The 16,001-nt window shown below is 60.0% G+C and carries 15 protein-coding genes and 1 pseudogene; 7 read left to right on the plus strand and 9 right to left on the minus strand.

Features of this window, described 5'->3' with window-relative positions:
* Positions 1-6 precede the first annotated feature (6 nt).
* A complete protein-coding gene (locus tag V1292_RS27935; RefSeq protein WP_334375809.1) occupies positions 7-1,065 on the plus strand; it encodes an alcohol dehydrogenase in 1,059 nt (352 codons plus the stop codon).
* A 63-nt stretch (positions 1,066-1,128) separates the two neighbouring features.
* Here V1292_RS27935 and V1292_RS27940 read toward each other — a convergent pair whose 3' ends face one another.
* The 3 genes from V1292_RS27940 to V1292_RS27950 all read right to left on the minus strand — a co-directional run bounded on the left by V1292_RS27940 (position 1,129) and on the right by V1292_RS27950 (position 4,847).
* The gene (locus tag V1292_RS27940) at positions 1,129-1,308 is read right to left on the minus strand and encodes a hypothetical protein (protein WP_334375810.1); all 180 of its coding nucleotides are present in this window, start codon (positions 1,306-1,308) and stop codon (positions 1,129-1,131) included.
* A 344-nt stretch (positions 1,309-1,652) separates the two neighbouring features.
* Entirely contained in the window at positions 1,653-2,681 is a 1,029-nt protein-coding gene (locus V1292_RS27945) for a fatty acid desaturase (protein WP_334377189.1), read from the minus strand.
* 369 nt (positions 2,682-3,050) lie between these two features.
* Complete coding sequence (locus V1292_RS27950) at positions 3,051-4,847, minus strand: vanadium-dependent haloperoxidase (RefSeq protein WP_334375811.1); 1,797 nt, start codon at positions 4,845-4,847, stop codon at positions 3,051-3,053.
* Positions 4,848-5,286: 439 nt separating this feature from the next.
* On the opposite strand from V1292_RS27950, the gene V1292_RS27955 reads away from it, so the two are divergent.
* Complete coding sequence (locus V1292_RS27955; RefSeq protein ID WP_334375812.1) at positions 5,287-6,225, plus strand: AEC family transporter; 939 nt, start codon at positions 5,287-5,289, stop codon at positions 6,223-6,225.
* 35 nt (positions 6,226-6,260) lie between these two features.
* Here V1292_RS27955 and V1292_RS27960 read toward each other — a convergent pair whose 3' ends face one another.
* On the minus strand, positions 6,261-6,464 hold the full coding sequence (locus V1292_RS27960) for a hypothetical protein (RefSeq protein ID WP_334375813.1): 204 nt from the start codon (positions 6,462-6,464) through the stop codon (positions 6,261-6,263).
* Between the two features lie 172 nt (positions 6,465-6,636).
* On the opposite strand from V1292_RS27960, the gene V1292_RS27965 reads away from it, so the two are divergent.
* Complete coding sequence (locus V1292_RS27965) at positions 6,637-6,858, plus strand: hypothetical protein (RefSeq protein WP_213286105.1); 222 nt, start codon at positions 6,637-6,639, stop codon at positions 6,856-6,858.
* 382 nt (positions 6,859-7,240) lie between these two features.
* Here V1292_RS27965 and V1292_RS27970 read toward each other — a convergent pair whose 3' ends face one another.
* Positions 7,241-7,387: a hypothetical protein gene (locus V1292_RS27970; RefSeq protein ID WP_334375814.1), complete on the minus strand. Its 147-nt coding sequence runs from the start codon at positions 7,385-7,387 to the stop codon at positions 7,241-7,243.
* Positions 7,388-7,677: 290 nt separating this feature from the next.
* On the minus strand, positions 7,678-8,169 hold the full coding sequence (locus V1292_RS27975) for a peptidoglycan-binding domain-containing protein (RefSeq protein WP_334377190.1): 492 nt from the start codon (positions 8,167-8,169) through the stop codon (positions 7,678-7,680).
* Between the two features lie 409 nt (positions 8,170-8,578).
* Between V1292_RS27975 and V1292_RS27980 the strand changes: the two genes are divergently transcribed.
* Entirely contained in the window at positions 8,579-9,133 is a 555-nt protein-coding gene (locus tag V1292_RS27980) for a thioredoxin family protein (protein ID WP_334375815.1), read from the plus strand.
* Positions 9,134-9,429: 296 nt separating this feature from the next.
* Here the strand turns inward: V1292_RS27980 and V1292_RS27985 are convergent, their stop codons facing one another.
* Positions 9,430-9,975 carry a hypothetical protein gene (locus V1292_RS27985; protein WP_334375816.1) on the minus strand — a complete coding sequence of 182 codons (546 nt, stop codon included), beginning with the start codon at positions 9,973-9,975 and terminating at the stop codon, positions 9,430-9,432.
* Positions 9,976-10,027: 52 nt separating this feature from the next.
* Complete coding sequence (locus V1292_RS27990) at positions 10,028-11,794, minus strand: caspase family protein (RefSeq protein WP_334375817.1); 1,767 nt, start codon at positions 11,792-11,794, stop codon at positions 10,028-10,030.
* 253 nt (positions 11,795-12,047) lie between these two features.
* Between V1292_RS27990 and V1292_RS27995 the strand changes: the two genes are divergently transcribed.
* Positions 12,048-12,401, plus strand: coding sequence for a hypothetical protein (locus V1292_RS27995; protein WP_334375819.1), 354 nt, complete (start codon positions 12,048-12,050; stop codon positions 12,399-12,401).
* A 137-nt stretch (positions 12,402-12,538) separates the two neighbouring features.
* Here the strand turns inward: V1292_RS27995 and V1292_RS28000 are convergent, their stop codons facing one another.
* Positions 12,539-13,282, minus strand: a complete 744-nt coding sequence (locus tag V1292_RS28000) for a class I SAM-dependent methyltransferase (protein WP_334375820.1) — start codon at positions 13,280-13,282, stop codon at positions 12,539-12,541.
* A 473-nt stretch (positions 13,283-13,755) separates the two neighbouring features.
* Here V1292_RS28000 and V1292_RS28005 point away from each other — a divergent pair, with 473 nt between their 5' ends.
* On the plus strand, positions 13,756-15,552 hold the full coding sequence (locus tag V1292_RS28005) for an adenylate/guanylate cyclase domain-containing protein (protein ID WP_334375821.1): 1,797 nt from the start codon (positions 13,756-13,758) through the stop codon (positions 15,550-15,552).
* A gap of 141 nt (positions 15,553-15,693) precedes the next feature.
* Positions 15,694-15,801, plus strand: a pseudogene (locus tag V1292_RS28010) (IS5/IS1182 family transposase); the annotation flags it as partial.
* Positions 15,802-16,001: the final 200 nt, after the last annotated feature.

A 16,001-nucleotide genomic window follows, 5' to 3' on the forward strand; every position in this document is an offset into this window, starting at 1 on the left:
GATGCCATGGCGCTGATGCGTCGCCAGTCGCTGGTCAAGTTCGATGCGCCGTTGTGCGAAACCATTGTCGACACGCCGAAGCCGCAAGGACGCGAAGTCCTCGTCCGCATCGAGCGCTGCGGTCTCTGCCATTCCGACCTGCACATCCAGGACGGCTATGCCGATCTCGGCGGCGGCAAACGGCTCGACACCACGCGCGGCATGACGCTGCCGTTCACGCTCGGGCACGAGATTGCCGGCGTCGTCGATGAAGTCGGTCCCGATGTGTCGAAAGAGCTGATCGGAAGGAAGCAGGCGGTATTCCCCTGGATCGGCTGCGGCCAGTGCCGCGACTGCGCCAATGGCGACGAAAACCTCTGCGTCAAGCAGCGCTTCCTCGGCGTCTCCATCGATGGCGGCTTTGCCACTCACGTGCTGGTACCTGACGCCAAATATCTGCTGGATTACGATCCGTTGCCGGTCAATCAGGCGGCGACGCTGATGTGCTCGGGCGTCACCGCCTATGGCGCGCTGAAGCGGCTGGTCGACCGTCCGCGGCAGCGCAACCTTTTGCTGATCGGGCTCGGCGGCGTCGGCATGATGGGGCTTTCGTTCGCGCAGGCGATGTTCAAGCAGAACATCACGGTCGCCGACCTCTCTCCTGCCGCGCGCGAGACTGCGCTGCAGAACGGCGCAGCGGTTGCCTACGATCCGGCCGAGCCCGAGGTTATCAGGCGCATCCTGAAAGAGACCGAAGGCGGCTTCGACGGCGTCGTCGATTTTGCAGGCAATGAGAAATCGATGGCGTTCGCCGTTGCAACCGTCGCACGCGGCGGCAAGATCGTGGTGTCCGGCCTGATGGGCGGCAATTTCAGCCTGCCGATGGTGCAATGGGTCTACAAGCGCATGACCATCGAGGGCTTCATGGTCGGCACACTCGCCGAGGCCAAGGAATTGATGGCCCTCGCCCGCGCCGGCAAGATCAAGCCGACGCCGATGAAGGAAGAGCCGATGGCCGACGTCCAGAAATGGATCGACGAACTGCGCGCCGGCAAGGTGGTGGGACGTATCGTGCTGAAGAACTGAGGCAGCACGCGCGGCTATCGGCGGCATTGCTGCGTTGAGGCAGCACCGCTCGCGACGCGATCGTTATGCCGACTTTGGCTTCGACAGTTCTTGAACCGCCCGGTGCGCGACAACGTCCAATCCGCCCAAGGTGGTGTTTCCCTCCTCCGCACTCTGCATCAGCTTTCGGGCGACATACTTGCGGCTGTCATGATCGCCGCCGTTGGGAAAACGGCGGCAGGCTTTTTCCAGCGCAACTTCCATGTTTGCAATCGTGCGGTCATCCAATTTAGCCACGACGTCACCTCCCCGGGGTGAACAAAGCCAACCGACATCCCTTGCGCGTACAACGATCATTGAATGATAGCACTTTCGGGAAAAAGCGGAATAGAGGATGGCACCTCGCCTGGAGCGACGTGCCATACCCTTGCAAACTTCCCGGGACGATCACGGCCATGGCATGCCTAATGCCTACTTCCCGAGCGCCGTCTGCGGCGTGTTGCGAAAGCTGACCTCCCATCGATACTGGTACGCTCATGGCGGCGGCTGTCCGGATCGAGTAGCCGCGACCGCTATGGCGATGGTGCTGCGAGAGTTGGCGCTGCTTCCTAAAAGTCCCGGGCTCTGATTTCCCGGAACGACACCAAACGGCGCTGCGCCTCGTCCCACAACACAAGTCGTACACACCGAAAGCTCTGCAGGAGCGTTATATGGCCGACATCGCGCAGTTCTGGGTGGTCACGCAGCACGTGCGGCAGCCGGTAATAGGGAATTCGGCTCGAGAGGTGATGCACGTGGTGAATACCGATGTTGGCTGTGAACCAACGTAGCAGCGCCGGCAGTTCGTAATGCGAGCTGCCGTACAGAGCGGCTTGATGCAGGTTCCAGCTCTCGTCGCGATCCCACGTCGTGTGCTCAAACTGATGCTGCACGTAGAACAGCCATACGCCGGCCGTGGCGGCCAGCAGCGTAATCGGAAGATGCACGAGCAGGAACGCCTTGATCCCGATAAACCACGTGAGCACAGCGACGATGACGGCAATCGCGAGATTGGTTGCCATTGTGCTGGCCCAAGGCTGCCAACCATGGCGCATGAGGCCGACCGGAATCCTCTGTTGCAAAAGAAACAGATAGGCCGGTCCGAGCCCGAACATGATCAGCGGGTGGCGATAAAGACGGTATTTCAGACGACCCCACCAGGAAAGGGCCCGGTATTCGCGCACTGTCAGCGTATCGACATCGCCGATGCCGCGGCGATCGATGTTGCCGGTGGTGGCATGATGAATCGCATGCGTGCGGCGCCAATAGTCGTAAGGCGTGAGCGTGAGCACGCCAATGACGCGGCCGACCCAGTCATTCGCCAGGCGGCCGGCAAAAAAGGTGCCATGGCCGCAGTCGTGCTGGATCATGAACAGGCGTAAGAGAAAGCCAGCGGCCGGAACCGCGATAAGCAATGAAGCCCAGGCATAACCAAGGGAGAACGTGAACCAGGCCGCGGTCCAAAGCATGACGAGCGGCAAGGCCGTGATCGCCAACTCGGCCAGGCTCCGCGGCCGACTTGGGGTGCTGTAGTTGCCCAAAATGCGCTTCCAACGCCGAGCGTCGGGGACGTCATCGCTGCCAATGGGAGTCTGAATGGAGCCAAAGTCTTTTGGCCCATTAGACCCCTGCACAGTTCTCTTATGCACAGATGTTCCCTTCTGACAGTGCACGTAAGATCGAGGCACCGATGGATCGGCACCTACGTCCGTTGATCGATTTTTGGAGAAGGGTCTGAAACGTGCGTGCCTGTCAGCAGCGAGGCAAAGCGGGCCCAGTCGTTCGGCCAAGTGTCGATTACCCCGCATATGGACACAAATTGGGAGAACGTCAAGGACTGCAGCACCGCGTTACCGGTATCCCACGGGTCCATTCGCGCCAATTTGGTCGTCGGCCGACCGCTTTCGGTCTTCCGCCGGAAACGGACACGGGCCGACGCCCCACGGCGGGGCGTCGCCCGACTGCTGTCAGATCGTCACGCGGCTGCCGTCGAAGCGCGTGAAGGAGAAGCCGTCGAAGGGTTCGCGGAGAGTAATGCGCTCGTCCCGCAGCATGCCGATAGCCACTTCTTCGCCGATCGCCATTGAGGCAGAAGCGTCGGAACGCCAGTGGATGCCCGCCCAATTCCGTCCGAAACCGAAATTCACCGCGAGCTTGTTCAACTCTCCACCAACCGTGAGCGGCGGCCCGGTATAGGGCACGAGCCTCGTCGGGTCGGCCGGATCGGGCTGTACCGGGTTGATGATGACGCGGCTCTCGTCGAAAAACGCTTTCAAGATGGTAGCCGTGACGGCACCAACGCCTGTAGCGCCGCCGGGATAGGTGGAGTGAAGGGGCGCGGCCTCCGGATAGGTTTGCGACAAAAGATAGGTGCCATATTTGGCTTTACTGCGATCAAGCGCTTCCGATTTCAGGAAGCTATCATGCAGCGGGTAGTCGCTCACACCATTGGCGAGGCGATGGTGCACCAGACCGCCGTAGGCTTCAGGTCGCACAGCCCGGTGCACGAAATACTTCTGCCAGTAGGACGCGCGGACGGAGTTGCTGATCCCCGTGGTGAGTAGTGCCTGCACATAGGCCAATCCGAAGGTGGCACCCGCAGGCCCCTGTGTTTTCGATTTCCGATACGGGTTAGACGGGTAGGATATGGGCTCCGCCAGTGGATACATGCCGGAGTACCGTTGATCCGTTCCACCGCCGGGGGTTGCAAGCATCAGCGCTGCCGCCCACCCGAGTGCGGGACCAGCGCGGACATACTCCGCAAGATCTCTTCCTGTCGTGATGTATCGCGGTGTCGCGTCGAACTGCAACCGGCGTTTCGCTGCGGCGCCGTTCTGGATCGCCAGCCACTCCTCGTATTCGGTCAGGAATTCGCTCGCGGGCAACGCGGTGCGAATTTGGGCACTGATCGACTGTGAGGCGTAGGGCACGTCCCGGAGCAGGAATTGCGAGATCAGCGGGCCGTCCAGAACGCCTGGAGGCGTGACGGAGCGGCCCTTCGCGTCAGTCGGGTCGAAGTAAAGTGCATTGGCACGAAACAGCGTACCGGGTGTGACGCGCCCACCAGACTTCGGCCCCCGGAAATCGGCAAGCTTGTTGAGTTCCTCGGTTGCTGCAAGCACGTCGCGATTGGAGGTGTCGTCGCGCAACTCGGTAAGCGGAACATCACGAAGCAGGGATTGCCAATATACCTCGACCGCCTCGCCGGCGCGCTCCGCGCTTGCAAGGGCCGGTGCCGGCGGTATCGCAATCTGAGTAGCATTCAAGCCGCTGAGACTGACGGCTTGTGTGCCTATGGGATTGACCAATTTGCGCGTGCCGCCAAGCGGGATTTTCTCGAAATCAGCGGGATCGCTCGACTGGCAGGCGGTAGAGAAAGCCTGCCATGCAGCTTGTTCCACTTCGCCGCGTTTGTCGTGCGGCAGGCCCCGTGTATCGGAACCGATCTTGTTGGTGTAGCGCGCCTCGTCGCCATTCGCCGGGTGCGGCGGGATGGGAATTTTCTCGTTGTTGCTCGCGCAGGCCTGTCGGACTTCGAAGGCGCGGCGCTTGAACGCCGCGTCGAGCGGGCGCACGTCCACGCTCACGCCCACAGTCTGCGCCGCGGCCGGGGCTACTCCGGGCATGCCCGGCGGCGACGCAAGCACGGCGGCGCCAACTGCGATGCTGGCTCCGCCGAGCAGCGAGCGGCGCGTGACCGCGGTGGCCGGCAGGGCCGGCGATGCCAGATCAGATTCAGTCGAAATGGTGGGGTGGTCAGCCATGGAGATCTCCTCCCTCGCAGGCACCGCTCAGGGGCCCGCGCTTTCAGGATTCACAGGATTCAAATGGCATCCGGGCGCGCTTACGCGCACCCGCGTTGGAATGCGAATGCTGAAGGACCGGCGAAAAAGGGAGTCGGTGATTTGAGTGCAATGCTTGCCGATGGCACGACTGCTGTCCGTTCAGTCCCGCGAGGAATTCGGCATTTCCCGCCTGCGACGACAGCTATTCAAAGACTACACGATCTCGTGCGTCCTGAAAAGACGTCTGATCTTTGGACGATTTCCGCTTTGGGTCATTCGCGTCGGTTCGACGATGTCTCAAACGTGCCAGCCATTCGGTCAATTGGCTTCCGTGGCCAATCAGCTTAACTTGGCGCGACTCTGCCTTGCCATGTGTTCACAACGCGCCTGATCAAGGGACCGTCAAAGGGAAAGCAAGATGGCAGTCGCCGACCTGGTCCTTCCTGTGTTTGCGATTATCGTCACGGGTTGGCTGGCCGGTTGGCTCGGCTACATCTCGCGGTCGCTGGCCGACGGGCTTGTGCACTTCGCCTATAACGTCGCGATGCCGGCGCTGCTATTCGTCACCATCGCGCAGGAGCCGGCACGCAATCTTCTCGAATGGCGCTTTCTGCTGGCGTTCGGCGGTGGCTCCATTCTGTGCTTCGCTATGGTCTTTCTGACAGTCCACCTCCGGTGGGGACGCGACCGCGCCAGCAGCACGCTCTATGGAATGGCCGCGGCGATGACCAATACTGGATTCGTAGCGCTGCCAATCCTGCACTCCATCTACGGACAGCCTGCCGTTCTGCCCGCCGCCATCGCAACCTTGTTCGTGGCGGGGGTGATGTTCCCCGCGACGGTTATTCTCCTGGAAAGCGAGGGACGCGGCGCGCACGCGAGGACGGCAGGTTTGGTAATGCTGGTCAAGCAGATCGTGCTCAATCCGATGGTGCTATCGACTCTGATCGGTCTTGCGTGGTCGATCACAGGCCTGCCAATGCCGGCCTTACTCGCGGCCTATATGAACATCTTGGCGGCTGCTCTAACGCCGTGCGCGCTCTTCGCCATTGGACTAAGCCTGTCAGTTGAAGCTATACGCTCGAACGTCATGGCATCCGTCGCCCTCGCGGTCGTGAAGCTCGTAATCATGCCGCTGATCGTCTACGGGCTTTGTTTGGCGTCGGGCCTCAATCCGCTCTACACGATCGCCGCCGTCATCTGTGCCGCCGTGCCGACCGCCAAGACGGTGTATATCCTGGCAGGCGAGTACAAGGTGGAAGAGCCTCTGGTCGCGGCCACAGTCTCGATCACAACGCTGGTGTCGGTAGCGACGCTGATGGGCTGGCTCTACGCCCTCGCCGCACAGGCGGGCTAAACGCGCCAAGAGCACATGCGGTCGGGCGAACAAAATCAAGTCGGTTTCGAACGGCTGTCAGGATCCTCGGCCAAGTCTTCCTCGGCCATGTCGCCGAGCGCAGGCTCCAGCGAACTCAACGCTGCATCGACTTTCTCCAAAAGGCGTTCCAGTTCGGCGCGCTCGTTGGGCCCAGGGTTCTCCTCCAGCCTGCCTAGCAGTTGTTCCTTTTGAGCGAGAAGTTTCGCAAGTGAAGTCATGGTGTCCTCGTCCGCGTACGGAACCGGAGGAGCCGTAGAACAACTCGATCAACCATTCGGAAAGGCGTCAAGTTCCTGGCGGAACCCAAGATGAGCGCGCTATCAAAATCTCCGCCGAGCGGAACGAATGCCGTTCGAAGCCTTTGGTTTTGATCGACAAGAGGAGGTATCTATGAAGCTATCTGTCTTGGCGATTGCGACACTGCTTACGGTCGGAACCATCGCTTCGGCCAACGCGATCGAGTTCGGCGTCGGCCCTGGCGGCGTTTACGTTGGTCCCGGCTATGATCGCCCCTACTACCGTGATTACAGAGATGACTGCCGGATCGTGATCCGCGAACGCACCAACCGCTTTGGTGAACGCGTCAGGATTCGTGAGCGCATCTGCGACTAAACACGCAATCGACGGTTAGCGACGATCAGATCAGGGTCCGGCTGGGACGCTGGACCGATCGGTAACTGAGAAATTGGTGCGGTGTCGCATCTCCCTTGCGACACCGTTCCCGCAAAAGAAGGGCCTCAGCGCCGCTGGAGCCCTTCTTGCGTTTCTTGGATACGAGTAGTCGGAGTCAGCATCGCACCCTCTGCCGAAAATCTTCGTCATGACGTTGTGGCAGGACGGACGTCGACGGTAATTTTGTTCGGCTCCAGCGGCAAAAGCTGCGTCGGAGTGCGTCGTAAATCTAGCAATCGGCTCAACCCGATAGATGAGTGCTTGCCATCGTCTATCAAAGTTTTACGGAATCTGTCGTATCGGGCGGATCATCCTCATCCGGTCACGCGAGCGCCGGGCCCGGATCGCCAACCTTGCGAAACCGCGCAACCTTGATCTTCCCGGCACGTCGACGCGCCTGCGCAATGTCGTAGCTATTTTGCATGCGCATCTGTTCATGGCCCATCAGCGAAGTGGCCGCAGCTCTCATTGAGGTCTGCTCCGTGGGGGATAGCGGACTAGATTTGCTCAGGTTGAGTTCTTCGCCTGCTGGCCCTTTTGAGACATGCCAACCGGCCCTGGCGATGTCCGTTCACCGGGGTATACCGAAAGTCTTCGTCGGACGGTGAAACGACGCTTTCGACCCATCTCCGACATCACCCTCCGGCCTCTAGCCACGCGCATGCCCTGAGTTCGCCCGAGGCGATTCGATCGTCACAGCCGTCCAACAAAGTGCTAGGCTGCGCAGGCGCATTTCCAACTATCTTGAGGCTGGACGAGTCACCTGCGGAATAGTCCGCCCACCACACCCCCCACAACGCCGTGCACCGCGCCGCCGATCGCGCCGATTGGACCGCCCACACCACGCGAATGGCGAGTACGGCTCCCAGCGCGACGACGGTCTTGATGGCCAGATTTGCTAGCCTCTGCCGCGGCGTCCGTTAGTACCCTGTGCTGGGCGGCGTTGAGGAAGCCAGTCGTAGGGTAGCCGTGCTCCTCCTGCCAGCGCGCGATGACGGCGCGAGTCGATTCGTCGAACTTCCCATTGACCTTGGTCTTGAACCCGAGCTTGGTTAGCCCACGTTGCACTCCACGACGCTTTGCCTTGGTGAGGCCGATCTGTTCCTCGGTCTCCTGAGTCGCTTCGTCGGTAGCGATTGCCGTTTCGGCGGGTGCCAACGTTCCGCGAGGCGTGCTGCTCAGACCAGCCTTAGCAAAGTGCGCGCTGTCGACGATCGCTAGGACACACAATGCTAGGATCCAGGCGCGCATGGCCTTTCCTTCGCCCTCAAGTCTGCCGATGGTTCGGTCTAGAAAATAAAGATACACCGCGCCGTCCTGAACTATCAACGTCCGACGGCGCCACTCGCTTCGTCGCAGGGTAACTGTTGCCCGCGGCACACGGTTCCCTAGCCTCGCGCCGATTGTTACGCCGCATTGCACGCGGGGGCATGGGATCGGCGCATCGCCCTTGGAGCTTAGAGACGTCTAGAGCAAGCGCCGCCGAGGTCAGCTTCTGGCCCACACCGACGAAATCCCGCGCTCGTCCAAATGTCGGCTGTTAAGGGTCGACCGGAAATGCCTGACGTATGGCCAAAACGACGCAACTGGCGAGCAGGCTTTGGAAAATGTACCCCGGCAGGCCGTCGTCAGCATATATTTGGACACAAGGAGGTGCGATATGGCGACAACAGCTACCCAAGTCGTTCTTGATACGCCTGCGGCGGAGTTTCGACTCCCGGCCACCGACGGCAAGACTTACGCACTGGACGACGTTGCGGGCGAAAAAGGTACCGTCGTCGTCTTCATCTGCAACCATTGTCCCTATGTTAAAGCGGTGATCGACCGCATGGTTTCGGACGCCCGCGTGCTGATGTCGGAGAGCATAGGCTTTGCGGCGATTTGCTCGAACGATGCGGCGAGCTATCCCGAAGACTCATTTGAGAATATGAAGCGTTTCGCGAAGGCTCATGATTTCCCGTTTCCATATCTCCACGACGAGACCCAGACAGTCGCTCGGGCGTATGGGGCGGTCTGTACGCCGGACTTCTTCGGTTACAATGCCGACCGCAAGCTCAAGTATCGCGGCCGACTCGACGAAGGCCGCACAAATCCGCCTCGCGCGGGGGCGTCCCGAGAGCTTGTCGAGGCCATGCGTGCGATTGCGACTACCGGTGTGGCGCCGGCTGACCAAAAGGCGTCTATCGGCTGCTCGATCAAATGGAAGGACGCATAAGACCGAGCCGTTGTCCTAGCGCCCCACCAGCTACGCGGTTGGAAAGCCAGTCAAAAGCATTTCGCTCGCGCTTGGATTTGAAGGCGACAGTCGCAATGGCGACAGGCTCGGAAGCAACTGGTGCATACTTTGCAATCCATTCAGCGAGGAGGTTAGGTTGCTCGCACGCGCCGATCGCGTGATCGAATGAGGCTCTTTGCTGCAATGCATGAGTCCGGAACTGGACCCAAGGCGGACATCAAACAGATCGCCCCCCAAACAAACCGCGTGTGTAAGGCCGGAATGACCAATACTGATTATGTCGCGCCGGCCAGCACGTTGCCCGTCTTAACGGAGCAACTTGTACCGTTCACCGTTACCGATTTGATCTCGACGTATTTCTTGGTGATGGGGCTCAACGAGACGCTCGTTTTTCCTGATTGGAAAGCGAGGGCAACTCTCGCACTGCAGCTTGTGAAACTCGCGTCGAAGTCGATCAAGGTGCGGCGGGCTCCGCCTTTGGTTTCGCCGATCAGTGTCATGGTTTGAGCGCCAAACAGAGCCCCGCGCGTGGGATAAGCTCTGCCACCTTCGCCAGGTCCCTGTTCAATGGTGCCGGAGCCTGCGCGGGTTGACGTGGTTCGGCGGCTGAACACGCGACCGGCCGTGCTGACATAAACGGTCAGGTTGGCGCTGCGATTGACTGAATAAAAATTTGGTTCGCCGACATACCGCTGCTGACTTGTTTCGCTCCACGTCAAGATAACCGATTTTCCCTTGAGGGCATCGGGCGCGCCTGCTGAATGAGCCTGAGTTGCCAGCAACATTACGAGGAGTAAGATGGGGCAAGCCAACAGCATCATTGGCAACTCCATTCGGACAATCAGCAAGCATCCTTCGAGAAGGCAGAATGATTTACTCGCAGTAAGTCCTTCCATTAAACGCGAAACACTTTCCACTATCTGACGAACCGAATCGGCGTTGAGGCGTCGGTTGATGTTGCGTCGCGGTGCGCGCTTTTGGCGCGCGTTCCGGCCTTCTCTCGCATGATCCGCTCGAGTTCAGGAAAAAACCGATGCCGCAACTGGTCTGAATGCAACGATCACCTTCCGCTCGTTGCCCCTTTGCACAAATCAGCGGACACACGCGGTCCGTTTTGCCGCGGACGGCGTCAAGCGCATCCAGGCTGGCCAGCCTGATATCGAATTTGGCTTGGGCGTTCTTGTTGAAGAGGTCGAGCGCCTTTTTGGAGCCATCGTCCCAATTGCCGTTGGCGGCGCCGGGATTGCACCCCACGCGTTTCAGGTGAGCCTGCAGCAATCGCGCAATGTCGGCCGGGTCCATTGCCGGCGAGGCAGCAGGCGCGCTTGTCGGAGCTGGCTCCTTCGGCGTGAGCTCCGCCACCTTCGCGCGTTGCTCTTGGGCGTCGCGTTTGGCCTGCTCGACCTGCAGTTGGGCATCGGCCATCGCCTGGCGCTTCGTTTCCTCGACCTGGCGGCGCGCGGCTTCTGCCTGCTGTTGCGCCAGTTCGAGCTGACGCTTGGCGTCGTCCAGCTGCTTTTTAGCCTGTTCGGCAATCTGCTGCCGCGCTTCCTCGAGTTCTCGCTTAGCCTGATCGGAAAGCTTTTGCTTGGCCTCCGCGGTCTGGCGCGCGCTCTGCTCTTCCAGTTGCTTGCGGAATTCCGCGGCCTTCCGAGCCGCCTGCTCCTCGGCCTGGCGCCGCGCGTCATCCGCCGCGGCGCGGCTGTGCTGGGCAGCCGCCAGCTTGGTGTTCTGCCCGCGGGCAAGATTGGCAAAGAAGCCGGTGGGATGGTTTGCGAGAAATGCGTCCCATGCCTCCTTGGTTCCGACTTGCGCCGCAAGTTCGTAGTCGATGCGCGCTCCGGCCTCGGGATCGCTGGGTTTTGCCACTTGCGGAATCAGTGCCACGGTTTCACCGCCGAGCGATCCGTAAACGAACGGCTCCTGGCGTTTGCCGGTGCTCTTGAGCACGTCATCGCGCACGCGGCCGAATGCGAGCCGTAGATCCAGCCCGGGCTCGGCGATGTGCTTCAACAGGGCGACGGCGAACGGGCTGTTTTGTCCGTCTCCATCATTAGCTACTGCGCCTGCTTTTGCGGCGAAGGCGATTAGCGTATCCGGCATTGTGGGTTCGATTTGCGCAAGTCCTCGTCCGATCGAGCGACTGGCAACACTTCGCTTCATTGTCTTCACAAACGGATTGTCGCGGCAGGCGTCGAGAATGACGAGCTTGAGCCGCTTGACGGGGTCGAGTGCCCTAAGCACGCGATCGAGCGAAATAGTCTCGTCCTCGACATCGAAGTCGCTCAATAGCTTCGCGTCTGCTGGTACTAGATAGTTCCTACCATCAACCTCAATGCCATGACCTGCGTAGTAAATCACCGAGATATCAGCATCCCGTGAGGTCTCGGAGAATTCGCGAATGGCACGGCGCAGATCGGAGATGCCGAGGTCGCGCTCGCTATCGACAACATCGAAGCCAGCCTTCTTCAACAGAGAAGACATCGCTTCGGCGTCGCGCGTCGGATTGGTAAGCCGCGGAACCTGTTGATATTTGGATATGCCGATGACGAGGGCCACGCGCTTCTCTGCCATCGCAGGGGCAAAGGAAATGCAGAGCAAGAACAAAAATCCTAAGAAAATCAGGAGTGCGGACCGCATTATAGGCCCCGTCACCGTACGGATAAATACACCAATACACCCGCCCAATCTTTCGGGTCCGGCGTTCTTCGCATCTACGTCGGTATCAATTCCCAACAGGCCCTAAAACATACATCAGTTGCCGCGTGCGCGGAAGCGGCATTCCAATGTCTCTTCCTGGCCCTTCCGCAATTCCGCCGCTGTTGACAGTTGAGCGGACATCAGTCAGTCGCTTAATGAGTACACGCCCGAACTGGCCGTCTATGGTGTGCTTATGTTGCGCCTCGTTTCGATCGCTATCATCCTGTCGCTTCTGCCCGTCGTCGCGGCGGCTGCGCCACCTCTTAAACGGCCGGCGCCACGCTGGCATGGCTACGGCTTCCTGCCGGGCTATCAACAGCCGCCGAACAACAGCCTTCCAGCTTACACTCGGAAAGATTCGATTTCGCGCATGGCGCGTTCCAACCGGCGCCCTTGGTATATCGATCCTGTCCCGCGTTATTACGGGTACGATGGCGATTGGCACTATTTCGGCCGGCCCGGCTTTTACGGCGGTCGCTACAATGGCGGCAGCTTCGGCCCTTGCTGGACGCGCACGCCGATCGGGCCGATCTGGAATTGCGGCTGATAAGCTGGGGCGTGTACTCATTATGCGACTGACTGATGTCCGCTCAACCCTCAACAGCGGCGGAATAGCGGACATAGCCCGATGTCGCAGAAGGGCCACAACCGGACTCATGCACCGCAGCATTCAGCGCAAGCAAATCAGTCTTGCTTTCTGAACAAATGCAGTTCCGTTACATAGGGGAATTCGATCGTGTCACGGTCGCTCAGCAAGAGGTCGCTCTCGATGATGCTCTTGACCTTGGCACGCACAATGTTCTGCTCGTCTTCCGGCAGCACCCCAATGAAGCTCGTCGACAAAGCGCGGTCCACAATTCCAGTCGCTGGCATGGGCTGGCTGAAGGGATAGTTTTTGCTTGCCAGATGCCTGAAGCGGGCATCATCGAAGATGATACGCCACTTTCCGGTCGATTGCCGCGGCGTATCGCCGGCATAGGTGTCCATGATCGCAGAAAAAGCGGCGACCCAGGGCACACGATCGTCCCGCACATTCCAAATCAGGGCGAGTGCACCGTCTGGCTTCAGAACACGAAGAATTTCGCGCGTCGCCTTCTCATAGTCGAACCAATGGAAGGCGGTCGCGCAACAGACAAGCTCCGCCACTTGATCGGGAACTGGAATGAACTCGGCACTACCGATGAGCCTCTCAACCGTCGCCAGACGATCGACCGGGATGCGTGCAGCCATCTTCTCGATCGGTTCCACAGCCAAGATGCGGCTTCCGGTCAACGCCAAAAGCTCGGTGAACTTTCCCGTGCCGGCGCCAAGATCGATGATGGTGCCGGCGGGGGGAAGGTCGGCGAGCAATGCTCCGGGATATTCGGGCCGCCCCGCAACGTACTCGCTCACTTTGCTTGTATAGCCTGCGGAAACCGAAGAGGTCATGGTTCGATGTCACGAGCCCAAAGGGTCCGCAGGATATCGACTTGGCAAACATAAGTCAGCCAAATGTCAGACATTACTGCGGCCGATCGACCGATTGTCTGCCAGTTGGAATCTGCTGTGGGTGGTCATTCTCGACCGAAATTGGCTGTCCCCGCCATGTCCGGTCTAGCCCCATTAGCGACCGGCAGCCCCCGCTCAGCACAGGCAGGATCATGCACCTCAGATGAACGCTTTGATAGGGTTGAAAACGAGCTTCGCTACTGCAACATGAAGTTTGGACCGATGTCGCCTGTGGGTCAAACTCAAGGTAAGCAAATCTCGTCCGGCATGCCTCACTGAGCTGACCTCAACGAGGCGGGTCGCCACGTCGCTGATGGGCCAATGACCGACATTAGGTTGGGCATCTCGTCAAAACCCGTTGGCCCTCTTGTCTGATCCGTCGTAGGCTATGGCTGTGGGTCGGGTTGCGAGCCATGGTGCAGGAGCGGCCAGTCCGGGTCGAGCGCAGGTTGTCGGCGATATTGGCCGCCGACGTGGCTGGCTACTCGCGGCTCATGCATAGTGACGAAGAGGGCACCCATACCAAGCTGGCAGCGCTCCTGGCAGACACTGTCAACCCAGCAATCGCAGCGCACGGCGGCCGCACCGTGAAGAACACAGGGGACGGGTTCTTGGCGGAGTTTCCGAGCGCGGTCGAGGCGGTTCGGGCTGCCCTGCAGTTTCAGACCCGCATCAACGACATTACAATCGGCGATGCGGAAGACAGGCGCATTGCGTTCCGTGTGGGCATCAATATCGGTGATGTGATTGTTGAGCCTCATGACATCTTTGGGGACGGCGTAAATATTGCGGCGCGGCTTGAAAGCATCGCAGAACCCGGAGGCATCTGCATCTCGTCTTCTGCCTACGACTATGTCCGGGGCAAGGTCGGCGTCGAGTTCGTCGATCTGGGCGAGCAGAACCTCAAGAACATCGCCCACCCCGTCCGGGCCTATGCTGCGGTCCGTGATGGACCTGGCCCGGCGATACAGGCTGGGTGCGCAGGGCCGAGCCGGCTTTCACCGCCTCATCTTTCAATCGTCGTGCTGCCTTTCGCCAATCTCAACGGTGATCCCGAGCAGGAATACTTTGTGGATGGCGTCACAGAGAGCCTGACCACAGACTTATCGCGCATCAGTGGCGCGCTTGTGATTGCGTGTAACACAGCGTTCACGTTCAAGGGCAAAGCAATCGATGTCAAGAAGCTGGGACGTGAGCTGAACGTCCGCTATGTGCTCGAAGGCTCGGTACAACGTGGCGGCAACCGCCTCCGCGTGAACGTCCAGCTAATCGACGCCGAAACCGGCAACCACCTCTGGGCCGAGCGTTTCGACAAGCCCGTCGCTGACCTCTTCGACATGCAGGACGAAATCATATCGAGGCTGGCCAACACGCTCGATGCGCAACTCATTGCTGCCGAAGCAAGACGCGCGGAACGGTCGCCGCATCCAGACGTGATGGACTTGGTCTTCCAAGGTAGCAGTTGGTACTACAAGGGGCTAACCCCCGATTGCATGGTACGAGCACGCGGGTTTTGCGAGAAGGCCCTTGCGCTAGATCCTGAAAATGTCGAGGCCATGGTTGGTTTGGCGCGGGTCGATGCGATGACTGGATCTGCCCTTATGACCGACGACTGGTCAGCGCGGCTCGCCTCGGCCGAGACGACTTTAACCAAAGCGTTATCGCTCGCGCCGAACCATGCTGTGGCTCACATGTTGATGGGCATCGTGCAAGTGGTCACGAAGCGCGCGGCCCAAGCCATTGCTCAATGCGAGCACGCAACGGCTCTGGATCGCAATTTGGCCCCCGCTCATGCTGTCATCGGGGGCGCAAAGTTTTTTCTTGGTCGTGGCGAAGAAACTGAACCCCACATCAATGAGGCACTCCGCCTTTCTCCTCGCGACATTTTTGCCCATCGATGGATGGCAATCGTCGGCTTCGCCAAGGCTCAGCTCGGTGCCGATGCCGAAGCAATCGTCTGGCTGCGCCGGGCCCTCGACGCAAACCGAAACCATTCCACCGCGCATTTCGTTCTCGCGGCTGCGCTGGCGCGGCTCGGGGAGCTGGACGAAGCGCGGGCCACAGTGCAAGCGGGACTTGCGCTCGATCCGAGTTTCACCATTCGCCGCTTTCGTGATGCCACTAATGCACGGAGCGACAATCCGACCTTCCTTGCTTGGCGTGACCGGACGATTGAGGGCATGCGAATGGCCGGGGTGCCGGAGGGGTAGTGTCCGCAATGGGTCAAGAACGACAAAGCTCAGGGTGAGCATAATAGGTCCGCTTTCGGGTGCACAGCGTCCGACCCGCTCCTTGGCGGGCCACATTGCGCCGGACTGTCTTGCCGTGATTCAAGCCCCTTATCGTGGGGCGTGCGTTACGAACTCACCGACAAAGAGTGGGCTGCAATCAAGCCGATGCTACCGAACAAGCCGCGCGGCGTGCCGCGGGTGAATGATCGCCGTGTCCTCAATGGCATCTTCTGAGATGACAGTGCACTTAACGCCTGATGCTGGACAGGTCTGACGAGTCTTTTTTCGTGTCCCGGACGCGAAGCAGCGTGAAACGCTGCTTCGCTGAGCCGGGACCCAGCAGGTGGGCCCCGGCTCAGCAGCGCAGCACGTAGTGATGCGCTGCGTCCGGGGCACGAGATTTAACCGAGCAAGTCGCAAGTAGCCCG

The organism is Bradyrhizobium sp. AZCC 1719, from assembly GCF_036924525.1.
In the GTDB taxonomy this organism is placed as follows: domain Bacteria; phylum Pseudomonadota; class Alphaproteobacteria; order Rhizobiales; family Xanthobacteraceae; genus Bradyrhizobium.

What these genes read in the sequence shown, in the direction of transcription:
- V1292_RS27995 (WP_334375819.1), top strand. Translation starts at nt 12,048, where the DNA reads ATGTTGCGCCTCGTTTCGATCGCTATCATCCTGTCGCTTCTGCCCGTC.
- V1292_RS27970 (WP_334375814.1), bottom strand. Translation starts at nt 7,387, where the DNA reads ATGAGAGCTGCGGCCACTTCGCTGATGGGCCATGAACAGATGCGCATG.
- V1292_RS28000 (WP_334375820.1), bottom strand. Translation starts at nt 13,282, where the DNA reads ATGACCTCTTCGGTTTCCGCAGGCTATACAAGCAAAGTGAGCGAGTAC.
- V1292_RS27980 (WP_334375815.1), top strand. Translation starts at nt 8,579, where the DNA reads ATGGCGACAACAGCTACCCAAGTCGTTCTTGATACGCCTGCGGCGGAG.
- V1292_RS27975 (WP_334377190.1), bottom strand. Translation starts at nt 8,169, where the DNA reads ATGCGCGCCTGGATCCTAGCATTGTGTGTCCTAGCGATCGTCGACAGC.
- V1292_RS27935 (WP_334375809.1), top strand. Translation starts at nt 7, where the DNA reads ATGGCGCTGATGCGTCGCCAGTCGCTGGTCAAGTTCGATGCGCCGTTG.
- V1292_RS27960 (WP_334375813.1), bottom strand. Translation starts at nt 6,464, where the DNA reads ATGACTTCACTTGCGAAACTTCTCGCTCAAAAGGAACAACTGCTAGGC.
- V1292_RS27990 (WP_334375817.1), bottom strand. Translation starts at nt 11,794, where the DNA reads ATGCGGTCCGCACTCCTGATTTTCTTAGGATTTTTGTTCTTGCTCTGC.
- V1292_RS27965 (WP_213286105.1), top strand. Translation starts at nt 6,637, where the DNA reads ATGAAGCTATCTGTCTTGGCGATTGCGACACTGCTTACGGTCGGAACC.
- V1292_RS27950 (WP_334375811.1), bottom strand. Translation starts at nt 4,847, where the DNA reads ATGGCTGACCACCCCACCATTTCGACTGAATCTGATCTGGCATCGCCG.
- V1292_RS27985 (WP_334375816.1), bottom strand. Translation starts at nt 9,975, where the DNA reads ATGATGCTGTTGGCTTGCCCCATCTTACTCCTCGTAATGTTGCTGGCA.
- V1292_RS27940 (WP_334375810.1), bottom strand. Translation starts at nt 1,308, where the DNA reads ATGGAAGTTGCGCTGGAAAAAGCCTGCCGCCGTTTTCCCAACGGCGGC.
- V1292_RS27955 (WP_334375812.1), top strand. Translation starts at nt 5,287, where the DNA reads ATGGCAGTCGCCGACCTGGTCCTTCCTGTGTTTGCGATTATCGTCACG.
- V1292_RS28005 (WP_334375821.1), top strand. Translation starts at nt 13,756, where the DNA reads ATGGTGCAGGAGCGGCCAGTCCGGGTCGAGCGCAGGTTGTCGGCGATA.